Origin of the sequence: Enterobacter cloacae complex sp. R_G8, from assembly GCF_024599795.1 — a bacterium.
Taxonomy (GTDB): domain Bacteria; phylum Pseudomonadota; class Gammaproteobacteria; order Enterobacterales; family Enterobacteriaceae; genus Enterobacter; species Enterobacter dissolvens.
Genome location: NZ_CP102246.1, coordinates 4889123 through 4914293, shown reverse-complemented (window position 1 = coordinate 4914293; position 25171 = coordinate 4889123). Strand labels below are relative to the sequence as shown.

The 25171-nt window shown below is 55.4% G+C and carries 24 protein-coding genes; 13 read left to right on the top strand and 11 right to left on the bottom strand.

Annotated features, from left to right (window positions below):
* Positions 1–40 precede the first annotated feature (40 nt).
* From xylB to NQ842_RS23170, 3 genes are all read left to right on the top strand, one after another.
* Positions 41–1495: a xylulokinase gene (xylB, locus tag NQ842_RS23180; protein ID WP_047360598.1), complete on the top strand. Its 1455-nt coding sequence runs from the start codon at positions 41–43 to the stop codon at positions 1493–1495.
* Between the two features lie 103 nt (positions 1496–1598).
* A complete protein-coding gene (locus NQ842_RS23175; protein ID WP_142966650.1) occupies positions 1599–2138 on the top strand; it encodes an isochorismatase family protein in 540 nt (179 codons plus the stop codon).
* Positions 2138–3058, top strand: coding sequence for a GlxA family transcriptional regulator (locus NQ842_RS23170; protein WP_014830213.1), 921 nt, complete (start codon positions 2138–2140; stop codon positions 3056–3058). The genes NQ842_RS23175 and NQ842_RS23170 overlap by 1 nt, the downstream gene beginning before the upstream one ends.
* On the opposite strand, the gene NQ842_RS23165 is transcribed toward NQ842_RS23170, so the two are convergent.
* A complete protein-coding gene (locus NQ842_RS23165; protein ID WP_257256375.1) occupies positions 3051–4046 on the bottom strand; it encodes an acyltransferase in 996 nt (331 codons plus the stop codon). The two genes, NQ842_RS23170 and NQ842_RS23165, sit on opposite strands and share 8 nt — an antisense overlap.
* A 182-nt stretch (positions 4047–4228) precedes the next feature.
* Here NQ842_RS23165 and NQ842_RS23160 point away from each other — a divergent pair, with 182 nt between their 5' ends.
* From NQ842_RS23160 to NQ842_RS23145, 4 genes are all read left to right on the top strand, one after another.
* Positions 4229–4534: a YsaB family lipoprotein gene (locus tag NQ842_RS23160; RefSeq protein ID WP_014830215.1), complete on the top strand. Its 306-nt coding sequence runs from the start codon at positions 4229–4231 to the stop codon at positions 4532–4534.
* Between the two features lie 160 nt (positions 4535–4694).
* Positions 4695–5606: a glycine--tRNA ligase subunit alpha gene (gene glyQ / locus NQ842_RS23155; protein WP_003860141.1), complete on the top strand. Its 912-nt coding sequence runs from the start codon at positions 4695–4697 to the stop codon at positions 5604–5606.
* A gap of 9 nt (positions 5607–5615) precedes the next feature.
* Positions 5616–7685 carry a glycine--tRNA ligase subunit beta gene (glyS, locus tag NQ842_RS23150; protein ID WP_047360601.1) on the top strand — a complete coding sequence of 690 codons (2070 nt, stop codon included), beginning with the start codon at positions 5616–5618 and terminating at the stop codon, positions 7683–7685.
* A gap of 229 nt (positions 7686–7914) precedes the next feature.
* Entirely contained in the window at positions 7915–9534 is a 1620-nt protein-coding gene (locus tag NQ842_RS23145; protein ID WP_257256374.1) for an ABC-F family ATP-binding cassette domain-containing protein, read from the top strand.
* A 46-nt stretch (positions 9535–9580) separates the two neighbouring features.
* Here NQ842_RS23145 and NQ842_RS23140 read toward each other — a convergent pair whose 3' ends face one another.
* Entirely contained in the window at positions 9581–9868 is a 288-nt protein-coding gene (locus tag NQ842_RS23140; RefSeq protein WP_013094972.1) for an HTH-type transcriptional regulator, read from the bottom strand.
* 331 nt (positions 9869–10199) lie between these two features.
* On the opposite strand from NQ842_RS23140, the gene NQ842_RS23135 reads away from it, so the two are divergent.
* Both NQ842_RS23135 and cspA read left to right on the top strand, forming a co-directional pair.
* A complete protein-coding gene (locus NQ842_RS23135; RefSeq protein WP_014830218.1) occupies positions 10200–10910 on the top strand; it encodes a DUF3053 domain-containing protein in 711 nt (236 codons plus the stop codon).
* Positions 10911–11157: 247 nt separating this feature from the next.
* Entirely contained in the window at positions 11158–11370 is a 213-nt protein-coding gene (gene cspA, locus NQ842_RS23130) for an RNA chaperone/antiterminator CspA (protein WP_003860775.1), read from the top strand.
* Between the two features lie 58 nt (positions 11371–11428).
* On the opposite strand, the gene ghrB is transcribed toward cspA, so the two are convergent.
* The 6 genes from ghrB to NQ842_RS23100 all read right to left on the bottom strand — a co-directional run bounded on the left by ghrB (position 11429) and on the right by NQ842_RS23100 (position 17426).
* Complete coding sequence (gene ghrB, locus NQ842_RS23125) at positions 11429–12403, bottom strand: glyoxylate/hydroxypyruvate reductase GhrB (RefSeq protein ID WP_046889072.1); 975 nt, start codon at positions 12401–12403, stop codon at positions 11429–11431.
* A gap of 26 nt (positions 12404–12429) precedes the next feature.
* The gene (locus NQ842_RS23120; RefSeq protein WP_257256373.1) at positions 12430–13710 is read right to left on the bottom strand and encodes an MFS transporter; all 1281 of its coding nucleotides are present in this window, start codon (positions 13708–13710) and stop codon (positions 12430–12432) included.
* Between the two features lie 115 nt (positions 13711–13825).
* Entirely contained in the window at positions 13826–14764 is a 939-nt protein-coding gene (locus NQ842_RS23115; RefSeq protein ID WP_014830221.1) for a sugar kinase, read from the bottom strand.
* A 3-nt stretch (positions 14765–14767) separates the two neighbouring features.
* The gene (locus NQ842_RS23110) at positions 14768–15517 is read right to left on the bottom strand and encodes a sugar phosphate isomerase/epimerase (RefSeq protein ID WP_047360604.1); all 750 of its coding nucleotides are present in this window, start codon (positions 15515–15517) and stop codon (positions 14768–14770) included.
* A gap of 104 nt (positions 15518–15621) precedes the next feature.
* The gene (locus tag NQ842_RS23105; RefSeq protein ID WP_014830223.1) at positions 15622–16638 is read right to left on the bottom strand and encodes a LacI family DNA-binding transcriptional regulator; all 1017 of its coding nucleotides are present in this window, start codon (positions 16636–16638) and stop codon (positions 15622–15624) included.
* A 125-nt stretch (positions 16639–16763) separates the two neighbouring features.
* Complete coding sequence (locus NQ842_RS23100; RefSeq protein WP_014830224.1) at positions 16764–17426, bottom strand: OmpA family lipoprotein; 663 nt, start codon at positions 17424–17426, stop codon at positions 16764–16766.
* A 212-nt stretch (positions 17427–17638) separates the two neighbouring features.
* Between NQ842_RS23100 and NQ842_RS23095 the strand changes: the two genes are divergently transcribed.
* The gene (locus tag NQ842_RS23095) at positions 17639–19918 is read left to right on the top strand and encodes a molybdopterin guanine dinucleotide-containing S/N-oxide reductase (RefSeq protein WP_257256948.1); all 2280 of its coding nucleotides are present in this window, start codon (positions 17639–17641) and stop codon (positions 19916–19918) included.
* On the opposite strand, the gene NQ842_RS23090 is transcribed toward NQ842_RS23095, so the two are convergent.
* Both NQ842_RS23090 and tag read right to left on the bottom strand, forming a co-directional pair.
* Positions 19881–20327, bottom strand: a complete 447-nt coding sequence (locus tag NQ842_RS23090) for an N-acetyltransferase (protein WP_257256372.1) — start codon at positions 20325–20327, stop codon at positions 19881–19883. The two genes, NQ842_RS23095 and NQ842_RS23090, sit on opposite strands and share 38 nt — an antisense overlap.
* Positions 20305–20886 carry a DNA-3-methyladenine glycosylase I gene (tag, locus tag NQ842_RS23085; protein WP_063412516.1) on the bottom strand — a complete coding sequence of 194 codons (582 nt, stop codon included), beginning with the start codon at positions 20884–20886 and terminating at the stop codon, positions 20305–20307. Before tag ends, NQ842_RS23090 begins: the two co-directional genes overlap by 23 nt.
* A 161-nt stretch (positions 20887–21047) precedes the next feature.
* On the opposite strand from tag, the gene NQ842_RS23080 reads away from it, so the two are divergent.
* The gene (locus NQ842_RS23080) at positions 21048–21746 is read left to right on the top strand and encodes an autotransporter domain-containing protein (protein ID WP_096928329.1); all 699 of its coding nucleotides are present in this window, start codon (positions 21048–21050) and stop codon (positions 21744–21746) included.
* Positions 21747–21851: 105 nt separating this feature from the next.
* Here NQ842_RS23080 and NQ842_RS23075 read toward each other — a convergent pair whose 3' ends face one another.
* Positions 21852–21986, bottom strand: coding sequence for a hypothetical protein (locus NQ842_RS23075; protein ID WP_257256371.1), 135 nt, complete (start codon positions 21984–21986; stop codon positions 21852–21854).
* Here NQ842_RS23075 and NQ842_RS23070 point away from each other — a divergent pair.
* Both NQ842_RS23070 and eptB read left to right on the top strand, forming a co-directional pair.
* Positions 21985–23187, top strand: coding sequence for an MFS transporter (locus tag NQ842_RS23070; protein ID WP_014830229.1), 1203 nt, complete (start codon positions 21985–21987; stop codon positions 23185–23187). The genes NQ842_RS23075 and NQ842_RS23070 overlap by 2 nt on opposite strands.
* A 239-nt stretch (positions 23188–23426) precedes the next feature.
* Entirely contained in the window at positions 23427–25121 is a 1695-nt protein-coding gene (gene eptB / locus NQ842_RS23065) for a kdo(2)-lipid A phosphoethanolamine 7''-transferase (RefSeq protein WP_063427605.1), read from the top strand.
* The last annotated feature ends 50 nt before the right edge of the window (positions 25122–25171 follow it).

Below are 25171 nucleotides of genomic sequence, written 5' to 3'. Positions count from 1 at the left end.
GGAAGCGCCACCGGGCATTTCTGTCAAAGGAGCCACCACAATGTATATCGGGATTGATCTTGGCACATCGGGTGTGAAAGCCATCCTCTTAAGCGAGCAGGGTGACGTGTTAGCAACGCAGACTGAAAAACTGCAGGTTTCGCGTCCGCATCCGTTATGGTCGGAACAGGACCCGGAGCAGTGGTGGCTGGCGACGGATCGCGCAATCAAGGCCTTAGGTGAACAGCACAGTCTGCGTGAGGTCACCGCGCTGGGTATCGCCGGACAGATGCACGGCGCTACGCTGCTGGACAGCCAGCATCGCGTGCTGCGCCCTGCGATCCTCTGGAATGATGGCCGCTGTGCGGAAGAGTGCGTACTCCTTGAAGAGCGAGTGCCTGCGTCCCGTGACATCACCGGCAACCTGATGATGCCCGGCTTCACCGCGCCGAAGCTCCTCTGGGTGCAACGCCATGAGCCGGCGATTTTCCGTCAGGTGGCGAAGGTCTTACTGCCAAAAGATTATCTGCGTTTTCGCATGACGGGGGATTTTGCCAGCGACATGTCCGACGCCGCCGGCACCATGTGGCTCGACGTGGCGAAACGCGACTGGAGCGAGGCGATGCTGGATGCCTGTCATCTCACCCGTGAGCATATGCCCGCACTCTTTGAAGGCAGCGAAATTACCGGCACCTTACAGTCCGCCGTTGCGGAACGCTGGAATATGCCTGCTGTGCCGGTGGTGGCCGGCGGTGGGGATAACGCGGCGGGCGCCGTGGGTGTCGGGATGGTTGATGCGGGGCAAGCCATGCTGTCTCTCGGCACCTCTGGCGTCTATTTTGCCGTCAGCGACGGGTATCGCAGCAACCCGGAAAGTGCGGTGCACAGTTTCTGCCATGCGCTGCCAGGAAAATGGCATTTGATGTCAGTGATGCTCAGTGCAGCGTCTTGCCTGGACTGGGCGGCGAAGCTGACCGGGATGGCCGATGTTCCGGCATTGATTACCGCAGCACAGCAGGCGGATGAAAATGCCGGTACCGTCTGGTTTTTACCGTATCTCTCCGGTGAGCGTACGCCGCACAACAACCCGGAAGCGAAAGGGGTGTTTTTTGGTTTAACCCATCAGCACGGTCCTGCGGAACTGGCGCGTGCGGTTCTGGAAGGCGTGGGCTATGCGCTGGCGGACGGAATGGACGTGGTCCATGACTGCGGCCTGAAACCAGCAAGCATCACCCTGATCGGCGGTGGCGCACGTAGCAGCTACTGGCGCCAGATGCTTTCTGATATCAGTGGATTGCAGCTGGACTATCGTACCGGGGGCGATGTAGGCCCGGCGCTGGGTGCCGCGCGGCTGGCGCAGATAGCCATGAACCCGGAAAAACCGCTTTCGCAACTGTTGCCACAGCTCACGCTGGAACAGGCTCATCTGCCCGACGCAACTCGCCACGCGCGATATGCTGAAAGGCGCGATGTGTTCCGCAAAATCTATCAGCAGTTGCTGCCGCTGATGTCATAAGCGTGATTGTCTGTCAGAGGCACGAGGATGTCCTTTTTTGGTCTGTCCGTGTGCCTGTTTCCTCGCCAGTATGTACGCATACCCACTGGCGAGGAGATTCATCATGTCACGTATTGCATTAATCAACATCGATACCCAACAGTCTTTTCATCACCGCGATTACTGGCAGGAGCAAGATATGCCGGCCTTTCAGCAGGCAATGCTGGGGCTGATAGAAGGCTGTCAATCACGCGGCATTCCCGTCGTCGATATTTTCCATGTGGATGAAAACGGCCCTTTCTCACTGCAAAGCGGCTACGTCAAACCGATGGCCTTTTTACGTCATCAACCGGATGTGGTTTTCCAGAAACACGTCCATAATGCCTTCACGGACACGGGCCTGGATCGCTGGCTGCGCGAGCGTGATATCAACCAGCTGATCGTGTGCGGCATTCGCACTGAACAGTGCTGCGAAACCACCGCACGGGTGGCATCCGATCTGGGTTATGCTGTGACCTTTGTTAGCGAGGCAACGCTGACGTTTCCCATGACGTACAAGGGAATTACCCTTAGCGCAGCGGAAATTCGTCATCGTACCGAAACGGTACTGTCTGGGCGTTTTGCCGGAATTAAAACGGTAGCGGAGACGCTGGAGTCACTGTAATGCGCATCGACGTTTGGTTCGTTATGTTGCCCGGGGTGTTGTCATTAGACATGACCGGCCCGGCAGAAACCTTTGTCCTGGCAGGCGATGCCTTTCGTTTGCATTACATTGGCCCGCAACCTGAGGTTCAAACGTCGATTGGTTTGATGATGAGCGGTATCACGCCATTGCCGGAAAGGCTTCCGGAAGGGAGCCTGCTGGTTCTGCCCGGTGTAAGCGACTCCCGCGTTCAGTTTTCTACGCCGCAGGCGATGCAGATCCAGCACTGGCTGATGCGCCTGCAGCCGGCTATTCAGCGCCAGGATATCACCGTGATGTGCGTCTGTTCAGGGGCATTGCTGGCAGCAAAATCAGGGCTGCTGAACAACCGGCAGTGCACAACGCATCATGAAGTTATCGGGCGTTTACGTGCAGCCGCCCCCACGGCGACGATCAAAGAGAACCGGATATTCGTGCAGGATGAGAATGTCTGGACCAGCGCAGGGATCACCTCGGGTATCGACCTGGCGCTGCATATGATTAACCGCCTGTGCGGCCCAGAAAGGGCCCTGGCTGTGGCGCGCGAGATGGTGGTCTGGTTCCGCCGGTCCGGGGACGATCCGCAGCTATCGCCATGGTTACGCTACCGCAATCATCTTCATCCGGCTATCCATCGTGCTCAGGATGCGCTGACCGCAGACCCACAAAAAGCCTGGAACGTGCCGGATATTGCCGCGCTGGCGCATGTCAGCCCGCGCCATTTAACCCGCCTGTTCCAGACGCATTTGGGGATAAGCGTTCGTGATTACCTGGAACAGCTGCGTCTGGCGGTGGCGGAGCAGTGGTTATTGCAGGGGCGTGGCGTGGAGCAGGCCTCCCTGGCGGCAGGGTTTTCCTCCCCGCGCCAGTTTCATCGGGCCCGACAGCGCGTCGTCAACTGACGAAGCGGCGGGTGTCTACCTTCTGTAGCAGCATCGACAGCAGCAGGCTTAAGACCAGTGTGACGGAGAAAATCCAGACGATATCCACCACTGGCCAGCTTTTGAGTTCAACGCCTCTCGTGCGTAGCGCATGGATCACCAGCGCGTGAAAGCCGTAAATGCCCAGCGAGTGCCGCGAGATAAAACCCAGCACGGGAAGAGGGCGCGCGTTCAGGGTGTTTTTAACGAGCGTCAGCAGGGAAACGGCACAGATGAAGACCATCGGCCCGCAGTACAGATACCAGGTATCAGCAAAATTGCCGCGCCATTGCAGCTCATGCAACGTCCCGCGTGAAATGACAATCACGCCGATGATAAACAACGCCCCACATAGCCAGTTGATACCGCGCTTTTGAGTATCCATCATGCCGATAGCACGTCCCAGCATGCCGTAAATTACGTAGTAAAAGGTATCGCCATTGATGTAAAGGTTTACCGGCAGCCACTCAAAACCGTCAATTTTTTGTGAGACGGTATTCGGGTTGGCGATGATGCCAATCACCACCATCAGCGCCAGAAGCATCTTTCCGCTGACGTTTTTTACCTGAATCAACGGTGATACCAGGTAGATAACGATAATGGCGAAGAAAAACCACAGGTGATAAAACACCGGCTTTTGCAGCAGATATTTGAGTGACAGGCCGGGGTTAATTGAGGTGAATAGCGTGATGTAAATCAGCGCGACGGCGCTATAAAACCCCAGGCATGCGGCGATGCGGATGAAGTGTCGCGGTTGCGCGCTACGCTCGCCAAAAAAGAGAAAACCGGAAATCATAAAGAACAGCGGCACGCTCACGCGCGACGCGGAGTTGAGAATATTCGCGATATCCCAGTCAACGGGGCTGATACTGTGTGCGTTTGTGACATACCATGTCGTCGCGTGGATCATAACCACCATCAGACACGCTATTCCTCGCAGATTATCAATCCAGTTAATTTTTGACTGCATCAGTTCCTCTTTTCCCTGTAAATAGAGTGTGACTGCTATTGTGTAAAAGTCTTTCCTTGGAAAAATCTGAGTTTTAATACGCGGACTTGTATGGCAAACGCGAGATTCGCAGAATGCCAGACCGTAATCTATAAAAGCTTTGCTACTAAAAATAACAGCCACTGACCAGGGCGGTAATAAAAATGATGATGAAGCGTGTGGGGTCACTCTTTCTGCTGGTGGTACTGGCCGGATGTAGTGCGCCTCAGGAAGCACCGGTGCAAAAAGCGCAGCAGGGCAAGATCAGCCCGGAACGCTCCCTGAATATGGAACAGCTGTGTAAAGATCAGGCGGCTCATCGCTATAACCTGGACGCGCAGAAAATTGATGTCATCGGCTTTGAGCGCTTTCAGGGCAGCTATGAGCTGCGGGGCCATACTTCTCGTAAAGAGGGCTTTGTCTGCTCGTTTGATGCGGACGGCCAGTTTTTGCATCTCTCCATGCGCTAACCTGCTCGCATAATCGACAGCCAGACGCCCGCCGCGTTCTGGCTCGTACGCTTATTTCCCAATTTTCCCTAAACAACCCCGTTTCGTACTGTATATCTTGCAGCCAGCGGGTATACTGGTCCCTTCCATTTAAAACCACACGTATCCAGCACGAAATACTATGCAAAAGTTTGATACCAAGACCTTCCAGGGCCTGATCCTGACCTTACAGGATTACTGGGCTCGCCAGGGCTGCACCATTGTTCAACCTTTGGACATGGAAGTCGGCGCAGGCACCTCACACCCGATGACCAGCTTACGCGCGTTGGGGCCAGAGCCAATGGCGACTGCTTATGTGCAGCCTTCCCGTCGTCCGACCGATGGCCGTTACGGCGAAAACCCAAACCGTCTGCAGCACTACTATCAGTTCCAGGTGGTGATTAAGCCATCGCCAGACAATATTCAGGAACTGTACCTTGGGTCACTGAAAGAGCTGGGTATGGATCCAACCATTCACGACATTCGTTTCGTGGAAGATAACTGGGAAAACCCAACGCTGGGTGCCTGGGGTCTGGGTTGGGAAGTGTGGCTGAACGGCATGGAAGTGACGCAGTTCACCTACTTCCAGCAGGTTGGCGGTCTGGAATGTAAACCGATTACGGGTGAAATCACCTACGGTCTGGAACGTCTGGCCATGTACATTCAGGGCGTAGACAGCGTTTACGACCTGGTCTGGAGCGACGGCCCGCTGGGTAAAACCACTTACGGCGACGTGTTCCATCAGAACGAAGTGGAGCAATCCACCTATAACTTCGAATACGCGGACGTGGACTTCCTGTTCACCTGCTTCGAGCAGTACGAGAAAGAAGCGCAGCAGCTTCTGGCGCTGGAGACTCCGCTGCCGCTGCCTGCCTACGAGCGTATTCTGAAGGCCGCCCACAGCTTCAACCTGCTGGACGCCCGCAAAGCGATCTCCGTGACTGAACGTCAGCGCTACATTCTGCGTATTCGCACCCTGACCAAAGCCGTTGCAGAAGCGTACTATGCGTCCCGTGAAGCCCTTGGCTTCCCGATGTGCAACCGAAACAAATAAGAGGCGGCCATGTCTGAGAAAACTTTCCTGGTGGAAATTGGCACTGAAGAGCTGCCACCAAAAGCCCTGCGCAGCCTGGCTGAATCTTTTGCTGCGAACGTGACTGCCGAGCTGGATAACGCTGGCCTGGCGCACGGTAAAATTGAATGGTTTGCTGCTCCGCGTCGTCTGGCGCTGAAAGTGGCTAACCTGGCGGCGTCACAGCCGGATCGTGAAGTGGAAAAACGTGGCCCGGCGATTGCCCAGGCGTTCGACGCGGAAGGCAAACCAAGCAAAGCCGCAGAAGGCTGGGCGCGTGGTTGCGGCATCACCGTTGACCAGGCCGAGCGTCTGACCACGGATAAAGGCGAATGGCTGCTGTATCGCGCTCACGTAAAAGGTGAACGCGCCGAAGCGCTGCTGCCAGACATGATCGCCACTTCGCTGGCTAAGCTGCCCATTCCTAAGCTGATGCGCTGGGGCGCGTCCGACGTACACTTCGTGCGTCCGGTACACACCGTGACCCTGCTGCTGGGCGACACCGTTATTCCGGCGACCATTCTGGGCGTGGCATCCGATCGCGTGATTCGCGGACACCGCTTCATGGGCGAGCCAGAGTTCACCATCGACAATGCCGACCAGTATCCGCAGATCCTGCTGGAGCGCGGTAAAGTCATTGCTGACTACGAACAGCGTAAAGCCAAAATCAAAGCCGATGCAGAAGAGGCGGCGCGCAAGATTGGCGGTAACGCTGACCTGAGCGACAGCCTGCTGGAAGAGGTCACCTCGCTGGTGGAATGGCCGGTTGTGCTGACCGCGAAGTTTGAAGAGAAATTCCTCGCGGTTCCGGCAGAAGCGCTGGTGTACACCATGAAGGGTGACCAGAAATACTTCCCGGTTTATGCCAACGACGGCAAGCTGCTGCCAAACTTTATCTTCGTGGCGAACATCGAATCGAAAGATCCGCAGCAGATTATCTCCGGTAACGAGAAAGTGGTACGTCCACGTCTGGCGGATGCGGAGTTCTTCTTCAATACCGACCGTAAAAAGCGTCTGGAAGATAACCTGCCGCGCCTGCAGACCGTGCTGTTCCAGCAGCAGCTGGGTACGCTGCGCGACAAGACCGACCGTATCGCGGAGCTGTCCGGCTGGATCGCCCGTGAAATTGGCGCGGACGTTAACCATGCCACCCGTGCGGGCCTGCTCTCCAAGTGTGACCTGATGACCAACATGGTGTTCGAATTTACCGACACCCAGGGCGTCATGGGCATGCACTACGCGCGTCACGATGGCGAAGCGGAAGATGTGGCGGTAGCCCTGAACGAGCAGTATCAGCCGCGCTTTGCAGGTGATGAACTGCCGTCTAACCCGGTAGCTTGTGCGGTCGCGATTGCTGATAAGATGGACACCCTGGCGGGTATCTTCGGTATCGGTCAGCACCCGAAAGGGGATAAAGACCCGTTCGCGCTGCGTCGTGCGGCGCTGGGCGTGCTGCGTATCATCGTTGAGAAGAACCTGAACCTCGATCTGCAGACTCTGACCGAAGAAGCGGTGCGTCTGTACGGTGACAAGCTGACCAATGCCAACGTGGTGGATGACGTGATCGACTTTATGCTCGGTCGCTTCCGCGCGTGGTATCAGGACGAAGGTTACACCGTGGATACCATTCAGGCGGTGCTGGCGCGTCGTCCAACGCGTCCGGCTGACTTCGATGCGCGTATGAAGGCGGTTTCTCACTTCCGTACGCTGGAAGCGGCATCTGCTCTGGCGGCGGCGAACAAGCGTGTCTCCAACATTCTGGCGAAATCTGACGAAACGCTGAACGAGCGTGTGAACGCCGCGACGTTGAAAGAGCCGGAAGAGATCGCCCTGGCGATGCAGGTTGTGGTGCTGCGTGACAAGCTGGAGCCATACTTCGCAGAAGGCCGTTACCAGGAAGCGTTGGTAGAGCTGGCGGAGCTGCGTGACGTTATCGACGCCTTCTTCGAGAAAGTGATGGTTAACGTGGAAGATAAAGATCTGCGTATTAACCGTCTCTCTATGCTCGAAAAACTGCGTGAGCTGTTCCTGCGCGTGGCGGATATTTCGCTGCTGCAGTAATGTGCTTGTTGTTATAAATGCTAAAAACCCGCTTCGGCGGGTTTTTTTATGGCGTGCCGGTGAAAATTTAATCTTGAAATGGTCAACACATTACCGCTATCCTTACCGGCGTTAACTTTCTCCCTCAGGAGCGCATTCCGAAAATGAACAAACACGACTGATGAATTTCGATCCTTGCTAAACGCGACCGCGTCGGCAGGGGATGTTTTGATTTCATTCAGGAGTGCTTATGGCTCATTTTGCGCAGTCCCCTTCTTTTATTTTGCATCAGGTCACCTGTCAGTTTGCGACGGGCGATACCCTTTTTGGTCCACTGAATCTCTCTCTGGCTCCGTCCCTGTGCGCGCTGGTTGGGCGTAACGGCAGCGGAAAAACGCGTCTGCTGCGTATGCTGGCGGGGCTGGATGAACCTGCCAGCGGTCATATTGAGCGTTTTGTCTCACATGTCTATGTGGCACAGCAGCAGGATATCTCCCCGCAGACAACGCTTGCTGAACTGCTCGGTTACGACGTGATTTTTGCCGCGCGTAAGCGCATCGATCGCGGTGATTACCAGCCTGACGATCTGGAGACGCTCGACGGCTACTGGGATTTAGCCGAACGCCTGAGCGAGGCGTTTGTCCATGCGAAACTGCCATCGTTTGACCCCAATAAACCTGCCGCCGAATTCAGCGGTGGCGAGCGGATCCGCGCGCTGCTGTGTGGTGCCTTTACGGCTGAAGCGGATTTCCTGCTGCTGGACGAGCCCACCAACCATCTGGATCGACAAGGCCGGGCGTGGTTTTACGACCAGCTGAGTCGTTATCAGGGCGGTGCGCTGGTTGCCTCCCACGATCGTGAGTTGCTGGCGCAGATGCCGCGTATTCTTGAACTGAGCGCCTCCGGGCTGCGCAGCTATGGTGGCAATTACGCAGACTATAAACAGCAACGTGATGCCGAACAGCAGGCTGCCCGCGCGGCGCTGGAGCATGCGGCAACGGAGCGCAAACGCACCCGCGCACGAATGCAGAAAGAGCATGACGACAGCCAGCGGCGCTCGGCGAAGACTTTGCGTACGGTCGATACCCTGAATATCGCGTCGTTTGAGCGGGTCAAATACAAAGGCGCGGCAAAGGAACGTATTGGCACATGGAAAAAGCAGCACAGCGAACAAAACGATGCGCTGAATGCCGCGGTCAACAAGGCGCGGGAACGGGTGGAAGAAGATGCCCCGGTCATGTTTACCCTGCCGGGAAGCCAGATTGTCGAGGGGAAACAGGTGCTGGTGCTGGAGAAACTGCAATTGCCGCATGTCTCACTTCCGCCAATGCACTGGCGGATGGACGGCCCGATGCGCGTGGCGCTCAGGGGGCCCAATGGCTGCGGGAAATCAACGCTGTTGAAAGTGATCCTCGGTGAAACCGCACCCCGTGCAGGCAGCTGCAAGGTCTCGGTAACGTGTGCGTATCTCGATCAACACCTGTCGCAGCTGGATCTGACGCAGTCGGTGATGGCGCATCTCAATCTGAGCAATACGCCGCTGGAAGAGGGGGCGTTGCGTACCCGTCTGGCACAGCTTCAGCTGGGGGCGGATAAAGTCTCACTCCCACTGGCAGCGCTGAGCGGAGGTGAACGTCTGAAAGCCGCTCTGGCCTGCGTATTGTGGCGCGAGAACGCCGCGCAGCTGTTGCTGCTTGATGAACCGACCAACCATCTGGATCTGGCATCGGTCCAGGCGATTGAAGCGGCCCTGGCCGGTTTCCCGGGGGCACTGCTGGTGGTGTCACACGATGAAGGCTTTCTGCAAGGGTTAGCGTTAACACATCAACTGGTGTGGGGGGAGGCGGGTTGGCGTTGTGAAAGCCTTTAAAACACAAGCCCCCGCAAAGGCGGGGGCGGTAACTCACTTTACTGCATCATGCTATCTGTTTGCTGAGTGCAGGGTTGGCCTGAATCAGGCGCATCAGCTTTAACTCGGTTGGCGTGGGTTTCTCTCGTTTCGACTCCCACTCCAGCACCATCGCCACGCTGACACCCATCGCTCTGGCGAATTCATCCGTTTTTAGTCCTGTCCCTTTGCGCAATTGCTCATATTCTGTAAAGGGATTGGATTTTTGTTGCAGGGTAACGGTCTGCGGCACATCTTTAAAAATAATCTGTTCCAGGCTGCTCAGCAGCTCAAACTCAGGATCTTTATATTCCATTGAGAACTCCTCTTAAATCACACACCGGGATCAAGAACATCAGAGAGCCCATTAAGAATAGTCCCTAATACAGACGAGGGATCGTTGTGGTTGTGATTAATCGTGCGGGTGCTGTCGCTTTACGCGTTTCAGCCATATGGATAGTTATGCTAATTACCTGATTAACCATATGTCGGCTTCGCCAGGTATTTTTTTGTAAAGGCTAAGAAATAAAACGGCAATAGCCGTTTTGCATGAAAAGAGTATCTTGCGACGCTGACCTGGACTATCCTTGTCAGCGTTGGGCACGCGTGTGCCGGTGTGCGCTTTTTTGGGTGAAAGGAGTAATGAAATGGCGACAGGAAAGTCCTGCTCTCGCTGGTTTGCGCCTATTGCGGCGTTGTTAATGGTTGTTAGCCTGAGTGGGTGTTTTGATAAAGAAGGCGATCAGCGCAAGGCGTTTATCGATTTTCTGCAGAATACAGTGATGCGCAGCGGCGAGCGTTTGCCGACGCTGACTGCGGATCAGAAAAAACAGTTTGGCCCCTTCGTGTCTGATTACGCCATTCTCTATGGTTATTCACAGCAGGTGAGCCAGGCGATGGACTCCGGTATTCGTCCGGTTGTGGATAGCGTTAACGCCATTCGTGTCCCGCAGGATTATGTGACCCAGCGTGAACCGCTGCGCCAGTCTAACGGTGCGCTCGGTGTGCTGAGCCAGCAGTTGCAGAATGCAAAAATGCAGGCTGATGCGTCACGTTCCGCGCTGAAACAGGGCGACGATCTCAAACCGGTCTTCGACAAAGTGTATGAGAAAGTGGTGACCAAACCGTCTGACGCCATGCAACCGCTGATCCCGGCCGCGCAGATCTTCACGCAGCAGCTGGTTCAGGTGGGGGATTTTATCTCCCAGCAAGGGACTCAGGTGAGTTTTGTTGCCAACGGTATTCAGTTCCCGACCTCACAGCAGGCAAGTCAGTACAATACGCTGATTGGGCCGCTGGCCTCCCAGCACCAGGCCTTTAGCCAGGCGTGGAGTGCGGCCGTCGCTGCCACAGAATAAACCGAAAAAACCCCGCTTCAGGCGGGGTTTTTTTACTGATGTCGAAAATAACGCTTGTCATTCCTCTACCACATCGGTATAACTGTTCGCGTCGGTTTGTTACACAGACCTAAAGCAGTTTAGTAAAGCAGTCCAGATTGTTATCCATAGATACCCTTCGTTGTGACCCTTCCTTCATCGCTTAAAAATCTGTAACGCAATCCATCAAGCCGGAAGGCTCAATATATTTGTTAATTAAGGTAATTCTATGTCTGCTAAAATGACTGGTCTGGTAAAATGGTTCAACGCTGATAAAGGTTTCGGCTTCATCACTCCTGACGATGGCTCTAAAGACGTGTTCGTACACTTCTCTGCTATCCAGAACGATGGCTACAAATCTCTGGACGAAGGTCAGAAAGTTTCCTTCACCATCGAAAGCGGCGCTAAAGGCCCAGCAGCTGGTAACGTTGTAAGCCTGTAAGCTTCCAACCCAGTAGCAAAGAATTTAAAAACCCGCCTTCTGGCGGGTTTTTTCGTTTCTACTGTTGGACCTGTGGATTGACGCAGTTTTTCTCCACGTTTCCACCCAGCGCGGCGATCAGATTATCCACCGCGGTGGCCGCCATGTTGTAACGCGTCTCATGCGTGGCAGAGCCGATGTGCGGCAGCGCGACCACATTCGGTAGCGACAGCAGCGGGGAATCTACCGGCAGAGGCTCCTGTTCAAACACGTCCAGACCGGCCGCGTGGATCTCGCCGTTTTGCAGCGCCGCAATTAATGCCTTCTCATCCACGACCGGACCACGACCCGCGTTGATGAAAATGGCCGATTTCTTCATCTTTTCAAACGCTGCTTTGCCAATCAGATGACGGGTTTCGTCCGTCAGAGGCAGGATCAGACAGACAAAATCCGCTTCCTGCAACAGCGTATCTAACTCGCAATAACGGGCGTTGAAGCGTTCTTCGGCTTCACTGTGATGGCGACGCGCGTTATACAGAATCGGCATGTTAAAGCCGAAATGTGCACGCTGTGCCAGGGCCAGACCGATCCGGCCCATGCCCACAATCCCCAGCGTTTTGCCATGAACATCCACCCCGAACCAGTCCGGGCCGATGCTTTTTGTCCATTCGCCCGCTTTGACGCGCCCGGCCACTTCCACCACACGGCGGGCAGTACTGAGTATGAGCGCCATCAGCGTGTCGGCCACGGTCTCCGTCAGGGCATGAGGGGTATGCATCAGCAGGATCTTGCGGGCGTTGAGGGCGTCCACGTCAAAATTGTCGTAACCCACGGAAACGGTTGAGGTAGCACGAAGCTTCGGCATTTTTTCCAGCAACGCCACATCCACTTTTTCGCTTGAACCCAGCAGGCCTTCGGCACGGGCGAACGCATCGGCGTGTTGTGCCACGGTCTCCGGACTTAGGTTCTTCACCTGCGTGACGGTGAAGTGTTCTTCCAGGCGTTTTTGCAGATCATCAGGCAGTGCTTTATACAAAATGACGGACGGCTTCATGCTTATCTCCGTTGATTTTTAAAGATTCAGGCGTGGCGTGCGCCGACGGGAAGTTGTTGATTATTAGCAGGCTTAACAATCAGAGTAAGCCACACAGAGGCGAAAAGTGCCACCCCCATAAAAATGTATGAGGCTGACGGGCTGCCGGTTGCACCGTTCAGGTAACCGACAAACCACGAGCCGCAGAACGACCCCAGCGCACCCATACTGTTAATCAGTGCCATGGCACCGCCTGCCACGTTACGCGGCAGCATCTCCGGGATGATCGCAAAGAAGGGACCATACGGGGCGTACATCGCCGCACCGGCAATCACCAGCAGCGTATACGAGGCCCAGAAGTGGTTAGTGCCCACGGCCCAGGAGCCAATGAAGGCAAAGGCAGCGATCAGCAGCAGTGGCCAGACAAACAGTTTACGATTTTGCAGTTTGTCCGATGCCCAGGACGCAATGATCATCGCTATGGTCGCCGCCAGATACGGGACAGATGACAGCCAGCCCACCTCGACCATGCCGAGGTTTTCACCGCCGCTGCGGATAATGGACGGCAACCACAGCACGAAACCATACACGCCGATGCTCCAGGTAAAATACTGCGCACACAGCAGGATTACGTTGCGGGAACGGAAGGCTTCGCCATAGTTACGCACCGCCTTCAGCCCTTGCTGTTCTTTATCCAGCTGCGCCTGCAGTGCGGCTTTTTCATCTTCGGAGAGCCATTTCGCCTGAGCAGGCTTATCTTTTACCAGCACCCACCAGCAGAAGGCCCAAATGATTGCCGGCACCCCTTCGATGATAAACATCTCGCGCCAGCCGAAAGACTGGATCAGGTAGCCGGACACCACTGACATCCACAGCACGGTGACCGGGTTACCGAGGATCAGGAAGGTATTCGCACGGGAGCGTTCAGATTTGGTAAACCAGTTGCTGATGTAGATCAGCATGGCCGGCATAACCGCCGCCTCAACTACCCCAAGGATAAAGCGAATAGCGGCCAGGGCAGGGATATTATTGACCACGCCGGTCAGTGACGCGCAGGCACCCCACAGGATCAGACAGATGAAGATCAGCTTACGCACGCTGCGGCGTTCGGCATAGATTGCGCCGGGGATCTGGAAGAAGAAGTAGCCCAGGAAGAAGAGGGCGCCCAGCAGAGACGAAATACCTTTGGTGATCCCGAGGTCTTCGGTGATCCCCGCGGCGGATGCGAAACTGAAGTTGGCACGATCAAGGTACGCCAGGCTGTACGTGATAAACACGATTGGCATGATGTACCACCAGCGTTTTACTGCATTGGTCGAACTGTTCATAGGCTTGCCTCTGTTGTTGAGGTTGTTACCGCCGTTGTCTGTAGGGTACACGGTGGTTTAATTATATGTGCGGGTCGTTGCCCTCACCCTGGCCCTCTCCCACGGGAGAGGGGATTTACTCGTTGAGCTGTGCGCGCGTCGGCAATCCTTCACTGTCGCCCTGCACCTGAATGGCCAGCGAGCCGATCCAGTTGCCCCGGGCGATAGCCTGCGGCAGCGGTTTGCCTTCCAGCAGGGCGCTTATGACCCCGACGGCAAAGCCATCACCCGCACCGACGGTATCGACCACGTTCTCAACCTTCACGGCTGCGACGGCGCCTTGCTCGCCATCCGCGGTTTTAAACCATGCGCCATCGGCACCGGTTTTCAGTACCACCGCTTTTACCCCTTTATTCAGGTAAAAATCGGCAATCCCTTCCGGTGTGTTTTCACCGGTGAGGATTATTCCTTCTTTCACGCCCGGAAGAACCCAGTCAGCCTGGAACGCCAGACGGTTCAGCTTCTCGACCATCTCCGCCTCGCTTTTCCACAACACCGGGCGCAGGTTAGGATCAAAAGAGATCGTCTTACCCTGGGTCTTCATGGTGGTCGCGGCATGATCGAGCAGCTCATATGAGCTGGCTGACAGCGCGGCTGCCACGCCGCTCAGGTGCAGATGGCGTGCACTCGCAAAGTAGTCGGCGTGATAATCTTCCACCGAGAGATGGCTTGCCGCCGACCCTTTGCGAAAGTATTCCACGATGGGATCGGTTCCATTTTCGACTTTCGATTTCAGCTGAAAGCCGGTCGGGAAGCGTCCATCGAGCGTCACGCCTGCGGCATCAATCCCCTCTTTTTTCAGCGAATCGAGAACGAAGTGACCAAAGCTGTCATCACCCACGCGGCTGACCCAGCCTGTTTTCAGGCCAAGGCGTGCCAGCCCCGTCGCCACGTTCAGCTCTGCGCCTGCCACGCGTTTGATAAAGTGCTCTACCGTGCTCAGCTCACCGGTTTCGGTGGCAACAAACATCGCCATGGCTTCACCGATAGTGATGACATCCAGCGTCTTGTGCATGGTTTACTCCTCGCGCAGCAGGTTAACGTAATGGCGGGTGACGGCGGTTAAGTCCGCCCCTTCCAGCGGGAACTCGATCCCGCGTGGGGCATCGGCAGGCAGCTGACTGAGCAGAGCCAGCCAGCGCGCATCGGCGCGATCCGGCGCGACAGCGCGGAACTGCGCTTTATGCGGTACGGCAGCTTTCACGTGGATATAGCTGACCGCCGGAGCCAGATGGTGTGCCGCTTCTTCCGGCGAGTCGCCAACCCACAGCCAGTTTCCCATGTCGAACGTCAGCGTAACGGGGAGCGCCATTTCCCGGCAGGCGGTCTGGAAGCGCTGCATCGGCGCAAGCTGGCCGCAGTCCGTCTGGTCGTTTTCGACCACCAGCGCCATGCCGCTCTCATTGAGCAGGGTACGCAGAGCTTCTGGCGGTTGCGTGTCGCTGAAATGTCCCAGAGAAACCTTCAGCCACAGGGCGTTCAGCGTGCTGGCTTCGGAGAGATAGCGGGGAAGATCGGGATTGAGGGTACCGTCGGGCATAAACAGCGCAGCGGGCGCGGAATAACACGCCAGTAGACCCAGCAGCTCGATAGATTCACCCAGCGCAGGTAGCGCCAGTAACTCTTCGTTGCTGAACAACTCCCGACGGATCTCTACGCCGTCGGCCCCCGCGCCCGCAATCACGGGCAGCATTGCCCGTTGACCACCCGCCTGTCGCACCTGTTCCGCGCCATACGCGGCGGTAACCACCATTATTTTCCTGCCCATCTTTGGACTCCATCCAACGCACATCGATACTATTACGCTAGATGGAACCGGTTCCAAAGAAAAGTTCAGGATGTTGAATTTATGATCGACATCACAAGGGGAAATTAACGGGCTGTGGAGCCGCGAACAATCAGCTCGCCGGAAAACACCTGCTCGCGCACGGCATCGCTGATCCCTTCAATGCGACGAACCACTTGTTCAACAGCGGCATAGCCGATTTGCCAGGTGGGTTGTTTCAGCGTGGTAATGCCTACGCCGGCCAGTTCAGCCCACTCCAGTTCATCGAAGCCCAGCAGACCGATATCGCTGCCCCAGTGCAGACCAATGCGTTTGAGTGAGCGGGCGACCTGGAGGGTCAGCGCCCCGTTGGCGGAGATGACGGCTTTGCGCATTCCGCGGTGGCGGGTGTGGAACTGGCGCAGGGTATTGTCGAGCTGGTCGGCTTCATGAAGCGGGGTTTCGGCATTTTCGGCGATCACGCCAGGATAGCGCTCAAGCGTGGCGCGAAATGCGCTCAGTCGCTCGCGACGGGTATTCACCATGCCCAGCGGTTCGCTCAGGAACAGGATTGCTTCGAAGCCCTGTTCGATCAGATGTTCGGTGGCAGTCGTGGCTGCCTGGGTGTTATCCAGCCCGACGACGTCGCAGGCGAACTCCGGGATTTTACGGTCGATAAGTACCATCGGCAGGGAAGATTGCTGTAGCCGGTTTAACCCTTCCTCCCGCATCCCCACGGCATTGACCACGATACCTTCCACCTGGTAGCTGCGCAGCAGATCGAGATAATGCAGCTCCTGATCCACCTCGTTGTTGGTGTTACAGACCAGCGGGGTAAAACCTTTCTCGCGACAGGCGGCTTCGATACCGCTCAGCACGTTTACCGAGTAGGGGTTGGTGATATCGGCGATGATAAGTCCGATAAGACGGGTACGGCCACGTTTAAGCCCGCGCGCCATGATGCTGGGGCGGTAGTCGAGATCGGCAATGGCCTGTTCAATTCGTGCCAGCAGCGCATCGGAAAGCAGGTGTTTCTCGCCGTTGAGATAGCGTGAAATACTGGTTTTACCGGTTCTGGCGGCTTTCGCCACGTCGCTGATGGTGGCCCGCGTTGGTTTGCTCATCACTGAATTCCCTGACTTTAGTGAGAATACCTTAGCGGGAAAATCAACGATGGCAAGGGGTTCATGCCGGGGTGTGCGGTCTGATGCCCTCACCCCCTCTCCCACGGGGAGAGGGGGAAATGCGATTACTGAATTGGACTTAACGTAATTTCAACGCGGCGGTTCTGCGCTTTGCCTTCCGCCGTGCTGTTGCTGGCGATAGGGTTTGCCGGGCCCATGCCGCTGGTGCGGATACGGGTCGCTTCAACGCCCTGGGTGATCAGCGAGCTGGCTACGGAATCAGCACGCTGCTGAGACAGACGCATGTTCAGATCCTGGCTGCCGGTGCTGTCGGTGTAGCCAATCACGTTCACGGCGGTCTTGTTGTACTCTTTCAGCACCATCGCCACGCCGGTCAGGGTGTTCGCACCGGCTGGTTTCAGCGTTGCGCTGCTGCTGTCGAAGGTCACGTTGTTAGGCATATTCAGGATGATGTTGTCACCGCTGCGCGTGACGCTCACGCCGGTGCCTTTCATTTTGTCGCGCAGTTTCGCTTCCTGTACATCCATGTAATAACCGACGCCGCCACCGAGCGCTGCGCCTGCCGCTGCGCCAATCAGCGCGCCTTTACCGCGATCCTTTTTGGAGGAGGAGAGCGCACCGACACCCGCCCCGACCAGTGAACCGATACCCGCGCCGATGCCGGATTTACCCGCTTCGCGTTCACCGGTGTATGGGTTTGTTGTGCAGCCAGAAACCGCCAGTGCACCGCTCACCAGAGCGGCAATAACGAGTACGCGTTTTTTCATCTTCTTTCCTTAATCCTTTTTATTCTTTGCCACGACGGACGTGGCAGTTGATTATGACGTCCGGATACGGAGAAAATTCCGGGGATAACTCTGAAATTTGTGACAAACCATAAACGGCCTCAATAACAAGACCGTAAACCTGCACGCAACCAGGAGCGCACGCTTTGAGCACCTCAACAAAAACCATTCTGACCGCCGCCCACTGGGGACCGATGCTGGTTGAAACTGACGGCGAAAATGTCCTGTCTTCCCGTGGGGCATTGCCAACACAACACCCCAACTCTTTACAGACCGTCGTTCGCGATCAGGTGCACAGCAAAACCCGCGTGCGCTGGCCGATGGTGCGTAAAGGATTTCTGGCTTCGCCGGACAAGCCGCAGGGCATTCGGGGACAGGATGAGTTTGTACGTGTGAGCTGGGATGACGCGCTGGCGCTGATCCACGCCCAGCACAAGCGCATCCGCGACAGCTACGGGCCTGCATCCATTTTTGCCGGCTCTTACGGCTGGCGATCCAACGGCGTGCTGCATAAAGCATCGACATTACTGCAGCGCTACATGAGCCTGGCTGGCGGCTACACGGGCCATCTGGGGGATTACTCCACTGGCGCGGCGCAGGCGATCATGCCGTACGTCGTCGGCGGTAATGAGGTTTATCAGCAGCAGACCAGCTGGCCGCTGGTACTGGAGCATACCGAGGTGGTGGTGCTGTGGAGTGCCAACCCTCTCAACACGCTGAAAATTGCCTGGAATGCTTCCGACGAGCAGGGTATTGGCTATTTTGATGCGCTGCGCAAGAGCGGTAAGCGCATCATCTGTATTGACCCCATGCGCTCTGAAACCATGGATTTCTTTGGTGACAGCGCCGAATGGCTCGCCCCGCATATGGGTACCGACGTGGCGATGATGCTGGGTATCGCCCATACGCTGGTGGAGAATGACTGGCACGACGCCGACTTCCTCGCGCGTTGTACTTCGGGCTTCGACACATTCGCCGATTATCTGACGGGGAAAACGGATGGTGTTGCCAAAACGGCAGCGTGGGCAGCCGATATTTGTGGCATTCCTGCGGACAAACTCCGCGAACTGGCAGCGTTGTTCCATGAAAACACCACGATGTTGATGTCCGGTTGGGGCATGCAGCGCCAGCAGTTTGGCGAGCAGAAACACTGGATGCTGGTGACGCTGGCCGCGATGCTCGGGCAAATTGGTACCCCGGGCGGTGGGTTTGGGCTCTCATATCACTTCGCCAATGGCGGCAACCCCACCCGCAGAGCCGCCGTGCTGGCCTCCATGCAGGGGTCGGTACAGGGGGGTGTTGATGCTGTCGATAAAATTCCGGTGGCGCGTATTGTTGAAGCCCTGGAAAACCCGGGCGGGTTTTATCAGCACAACGGCCTGGATCGTCATTTCCCGGATATTAAATTTGTCTGGTGGGCGGGCGGGTCGAATTTCACGCACCATCAGGACACCAATCGTCTGATCCGCGCCTGGCAGAAGCCGGAGCTGGTGGTCATTTCGGAATGCTTCTGGACCGCCTCGGCCAAACATGCCGATATCGTACTGCCGGCCACCACCTCGTATGAGCGTAACGATCTCACCATGACCGGTGATTACAGCAATCAGCATATGGTGCCAATGAAGCGCGTGGTGGCACCGCGTGATGAAGCGCGGGATGATTTTGACGTATTTGCGGAACTGAGCGAACGCTGGGAAGCGGGCGGTCGTGAGCGTTTCACCGAAGGGAAAACCGATCTTGAGTGGCTGGAAACGTTCTATCAGATTGCCGCTCAGCGCGGTGCAGCTCAGGGCGTGACGCTGCCGCCGTTTGCTGAATTCTGGGAAGCGAACGCGATATTTGAAATGCCGGAGAGCGAGCAGAACGCGCAGTTTGTCCGTTTCGCTGATTTCCGTCGCGACCCGGAGAACCATCCGCTGAAAACCGAGAGCGGGAAGATCGTGATCTACAGCGAGCGCATTGCCCGCTTTGGGTACGCGGATTGTCCTGCGCATCCGACATGGCTTGAGCCGGACGAGTGGCACGGCAATGCCCAGCCGGAGCAGCTCCAGGTGTTATCCGCACACCCTGCACATCGTCTGCACAGTCAGCTTAACTATACGTCACTGCGGGAGCAGTATGCAGTCGCCGGGCGGGAGCCGATCACGCTTCATACTGAAGATGCGAAAGCGCGCGGGATTGCCGATGGTGATGTGGTGCGCGTCTGGAACCACCGTGGGCAGGTATTGGCTGGGGCGGTGGTGAGCGACGGAATCAAACCTGGCGTGATTTGCATCCACCAGGGGGCGTGGCCGGATCTGGCTCTGGACGAGGGCGGTATTTGTAAAAACGGTGCCGTTAACGTGCTGACCAAAGATCTCCCCAGCTCGAAGCTGGGGAATGGCTGCGCGGGCAATACGGCGCTGGCCTGGGTCGAGAAATATCAGGGTCCTGAGCTTACCTTAACGGCGTTTGATCCGCCTGCCAGCTCATGATCCACGTCGGGTGTTGGGTATCCTCCTGCCAGGCGCTGTCTTCGATGCGAAAGCCCTGGGCATGGTAGAAATTCACCGCCCGGGCATTTTTCTGATACACCTCCAGGCTTAAGTGCGGAAAGCGCTGTTGAACGTGGTTCAGCAGCGCACGCCCGATGCCTTTCCCGATGTACGTCGGTGCGACAAACAGTGCGCCGATAAACTGAGACTGCATCACGCTGATAAATCCGTAAGGTTCGCCATCCTGTTCCCAGACCCAGGTTTCTGCTGAAGGCAGGTAAACGTCCCGCACCATGGCCTCGTTCTCTTTCCAGTAGCTCGCCTCGATAAACGGGTGCGCCTCGGTGGTGCTTTCGAGCCATAGGCTCAAAAGCGGCGCGGTATTCTCACTTTGCCATTTGCGGATCATGATGGCCTCCTGGATGACAGAAGCAGCCGGTAACATGGTCATTGACCAGGCCACAGGCCTGCATAAAGGCGTAGCAGATGGTGGAGCCGACAAACTTAAAGCCGCGTTTTTTCAGCGCTTTCGAGAGTGCGTCTGAGGCCGGAGTCGAAGCGGGAATTTCTGCGAGCGTGGTGGCCTGCGTGATTTGCGGATCGTTATTCACAAACGTCCAGACAAACTCTGCGAACGATTCACCGTTTTGTTCCATTGCCAGGTAAGCCCGTGCATTGCCGATGATGGCCTGGATCTTACCGCGATGGCGGATGATACCGGCATCCAGCACCAGTCGCTCCACGTCGTCGTCGGTCATCGCGGCGACCCGGACGGGATCGAACTGATGGAAGGCATTGCGGTAGTTTTCCCGTTTCTTCAATACCGTAATCCATGACAAACCCGCCTGCTGACCCTCCAGGCAGATCATCTCGAAAAGCTTTTTGCCGTCCGTTTCCGGCACGCCCCATTCCCGATCGTGATAGTCGATATAGAGCTGATCCTGGCTTACCCAACCGCAACGTTGCATCGGTTTTCTCCCTTATGACACGGTTATCGCTATAAATTTCATTCCGTCAGGCTTGACGTGTCTAGTATAAAGACAATAGTTAATACAGGGCCATAAGCCCTAACACTCTTTCTGAACAATGATAAAAATCGCCGAATTCGGCTCTCTCTGGAGTCGCTTTGATGATGATAAAAAAAATCAGTGGTCGCCATGCTGTTTCTGGCCTGGTGGGGATCTCAGCCTGTTTGTTTTTTTGTCACTCAGCATTTGCCTGGCAACAGGAATATATCGTTTCAGACCCGCAAAGTAATACGACGGAACGTTATACATGGGATGCGGATCACCAACCGCGTTATGACGATATCCTGACTGAACGCATTCAGTCCTCACAAAACGCACCGGGGCTCGCTCTGAATCTGCCGTCTGGCTTGACGCCAGCCGGGGCCATGAGCGTCGGCTGGAATTTTCCGCTGTCAGGCCGTATAACGACCGGCCCGGTAGTGGCGTGGCGTTATGACGGCACGACGTCGATGATGATCAATGAGTTTGGTGATAGCGTGACAACTCAGGCGTTGACCGACCCTCTCTGGCATGCCAGCGTGAGTACGCTTGGCTGGCGCGTGGATACGCACTATGGCGATCTCCGTCCCTGGGCGCAGATTAGCTATAACCAGCAGTATGGTGAAAACCAGTGGAAGTCCCAGTTTGGGATGCCGCAAACGCCCGCCCTGGCCCAAAATGGGAACTGGATGGATGTCACCGTAGGCACCGATATTCCGTTCAACACGCATATGGCGGCGTATGCCTCCTTAGCGCAGGGGGAGGGCAATACGACGGGAGAAGCGTTTCTGTACACGCTGGGCGTGAGTGCAAATTTCTGACGTTGTAACTTTTTAAAACGTAACGATAACATATTAAATACAATATCCATGGGGTTTGTAGCGATAGCAGGCACTAACAAACGTTCGCTTCATTCCCCGACAAGGTCATTCATTCCTGATTCCAGGCATTTCATTCCGTTCCTCCTGCATTTCATGCCGTTTTCCCCCAGGCGGATCAGGGTTTTGTTTATCGTTGTCCTCAGCAAATTCCCTTACTTTTTCTTGCAGGACAACTGCCATGAATACATCTTCCTACAACCGTACACGCTGGCTGACACTTTTTGGCACCATCGTCACTCAGTTTGCGCTGGGCTCGGTCTATACCTGGAGCCTGTTTAACAGTGCGCTGTCCGACAAGCTCGGCGCGCCGGTCAGCCAGGTGGCGTTCTCTTTCGGTTTACTGAGTCTTGGGCTGGCGTTGTCCTCTTCCGTCGCAGGCAAGTTGCAGGAGCGGTTCGGCGTGAAGCGCGTCACGATGGCCTCCGGGATCCTGCTGGGATTAGGCTTTTTCCTGACGGCACATTCCAACAACCTGATGATGCTCTGGCTGAGCGCCGGAGTACTGGTCGGTCTGGCGGACGGTGCCGGTTATCTGCTGACGCTGTCAAACTGCGTTAAATGGTTCCCGGAGCGTAAAGGGTTAATCTCTGCGTTTGCCATAGGCTCTTATGGTCTGGGCAGTCTTGGATTTAAATTTATCGACTCTCATCTGCTGTCTTCTGTGGGGCTCGAAAAAACCTTTATGATCTGGGGCGCTATTGTTCTGGTGATGATCCTGTTTGGCGCAACCCTGATGAAAGATGCGCCGCAGCAGGAGGTAAAAACCGTTAACGGCGTGGTAGAGAATGACTTCACGCTGGCACAATCCATGCGTAAACCCCAGTACTGGATGCTGGCGGTGATGTTCCTGACGGCCTGCATGAGTGGTCTGTATGTGATTGGTGTGGCAAAAGATATCGCGCAGGGCATGGTTAAGCTGGATGCCATGACGGCGGCAAACGCGGTGACGGTGATCTCCATTGCTAACCTGTCTGGTCGTCTGGTGCTGGGGATCCTGTCCGATAAAATTGCCCGCATCCGTGTGATTACCCTTGGACAGGTGGTGTCGCTGGTGGGAATGGCGGCGCTGCTGTTTGCGCCTCTGAATGAAGTGACCTTCTTTGCGGCGATTGCCTGCGTGGCCTTTAACTTCGGCGGTACCATTACGGTGTTCCCGTCACTGGTGAGCGAGTTCTTTGGTCTGAACAACCTGGCGAAAAATTACGGCGTCATTTACTTGGGGTTCGGTATCGGCAGTATTTGCGGTTCGTTAATTGCGTCACTGTTCGGCGGATTCTATGTCACCTTCTGCGTGATATTCGCCCTGTTGATTATTTCGCTGGCCCTGTCGACGACGATTCGACAACCGCAGCGCGAAGTGTTTAACGAAGCGCATGCATAACCTGACTGAAAGAGGCTTTAACGGCCTCTTTTATTTCTTTCCGATACGCTTCCAGACTTGTTATTTTGTAAAAATTTGCACCGATCACATTCTCTGCTGCCACTTTTCTCTCCCGCTGTGGTCTACTTACCGCGCTTGTAGACGTTTCTGATAACGCTTTCTTACGCATTTACTTACTCTGTCTGCTTTCTCACTGAGATTCGGCGGGTCTTTATACCCCTTCCCCCAGGGTTGTTTGAATGAAATACATTAGGTCTATTACCCAGCAAAGATTGTGTCTGATGCTGGCTGTCTATATCGGATTATTTCTGAATGGCGCGGTGCTGTTCAGACGAGTGGAAGGTTATTTCGAAGACCTCACCGTAAGAAATGGAATTTTTGCTGCTATTGAAGTGTTCGGCTCCGTCCTCGCTACATTTTTCCTGCTACGCTTGCTTTCACTCTTTGGCCGCCGCACGTGGCAAATTCTGGCCTCGCTGGTGGTGATTATTTCCGCCGCTGCCAGCTATTACATGACCTTTATGAACGTGGTCATTGGCTACGGTATTGTTGCGTCGGTAATGACCACCGACATTGACCTCTCTAAAGAGGTGGTAGGAAAAGGCTTTATTGTCTGGACAATTTTGACCTGTCTAATCCCACTCTTCTTTATCTGGAGTAATACCTGCCGCTATACGTTATTGCGCCAGTTGCGCACTCGCGGACAGCGGATCCGCACTGTCGCTGTGGTCCTGCTGGCCGGTTTGCTGGTATGGGCGCCTATTCGCCTGATGGAAAAGCAGCAAAAACGCATCGAAAAGGCAACGGGTGTGGATATGCCAAGCTATGGCGGAGTTGTGGCCAACTCTTATTTGCCATCAAACTGGCTGTCAGCGTTAGGCCTCTATGCCTGGGCGCAGGCGGATGAATCCAGCGATGTGAAATCGCTAATGAATCCGACTAAAAAATTCCACTACGAGGCACCCGCTGACGGGCTCGATGATACTTACGTCGTGTTTGTTATCGGTGAGACAACGCGCTGGGATCATATGGGTATTCTGGGTTATGACCGCGATACCACACCTAAACTGGCGCAGGAAAAGAACCTGGTGGCTTACCGCGGCTATTCTTGTGATACCGCCACAAAGCTCTCCTTACGCTGCATGTTTGTGCGTGAGGGGGGGGCTAGTGATAATCCACAACGTACCCTTAAAGAGCAGAACGTCTTTGCCGTACTGAAGCAGCTTGGTTTCAGCTCAGACTTGTTCGCCATGCAAAGTGAGATGTGGTTCTACACCAACACTCTGGCAGATAACATCGCCTATCGTGAGCAGATTGGTGCCGAGCCTCGTAATCGCGGTAAAAACGTGGATGACATGTTGTTGCTTCAGGAAATGTCCCAGTCACTGAAGAACCATCCCCAGGGCAAACATCTGGTTATTCTGCATACCAAAGGATCGCATTACAGCTACTACCAGCGTTACACGCGCGATTTTGCGAAGTGGCAACCTGAGTGTGTCGGTATTAATAAAGACTGCAGCAAGCAGGAACTGATCAACGCCTACGATAACTCGGTTCTCTATGTGGATACGTTCCTCAGCCGTGTGATTGATGAGTTGCGTGATAAGAAAGCGATTGTCATCTATGCGGCAGACCACGGTGAATCCATTAACGAAAAGGAACATTTGCACGGTACGCCGCGCAAACTGGCACCGCCGGAACAGTTCCGTGTACCGATGATTATGTGGATGTCAGATAAGTACCTGGAAAATCCTGACAAAGCCAAAATGTTTGCCCATCTGAAACAGCAGGCCGACATCAAGGTACCGCGTCGTCACGTTGAACTATACGACACCATTATGGGGTGCCTGGGTTATACCTCGCCGGACGGGGGGATTAACGAGAATAACAACTGGTGTAAACTGCCTGAAAGCAGCCAGAAAGCCGCGCAGTAGCTTGCCTGGCGAGTTTATCGCCAGTTGAATGGCTTTTTTAAATTAAGGGA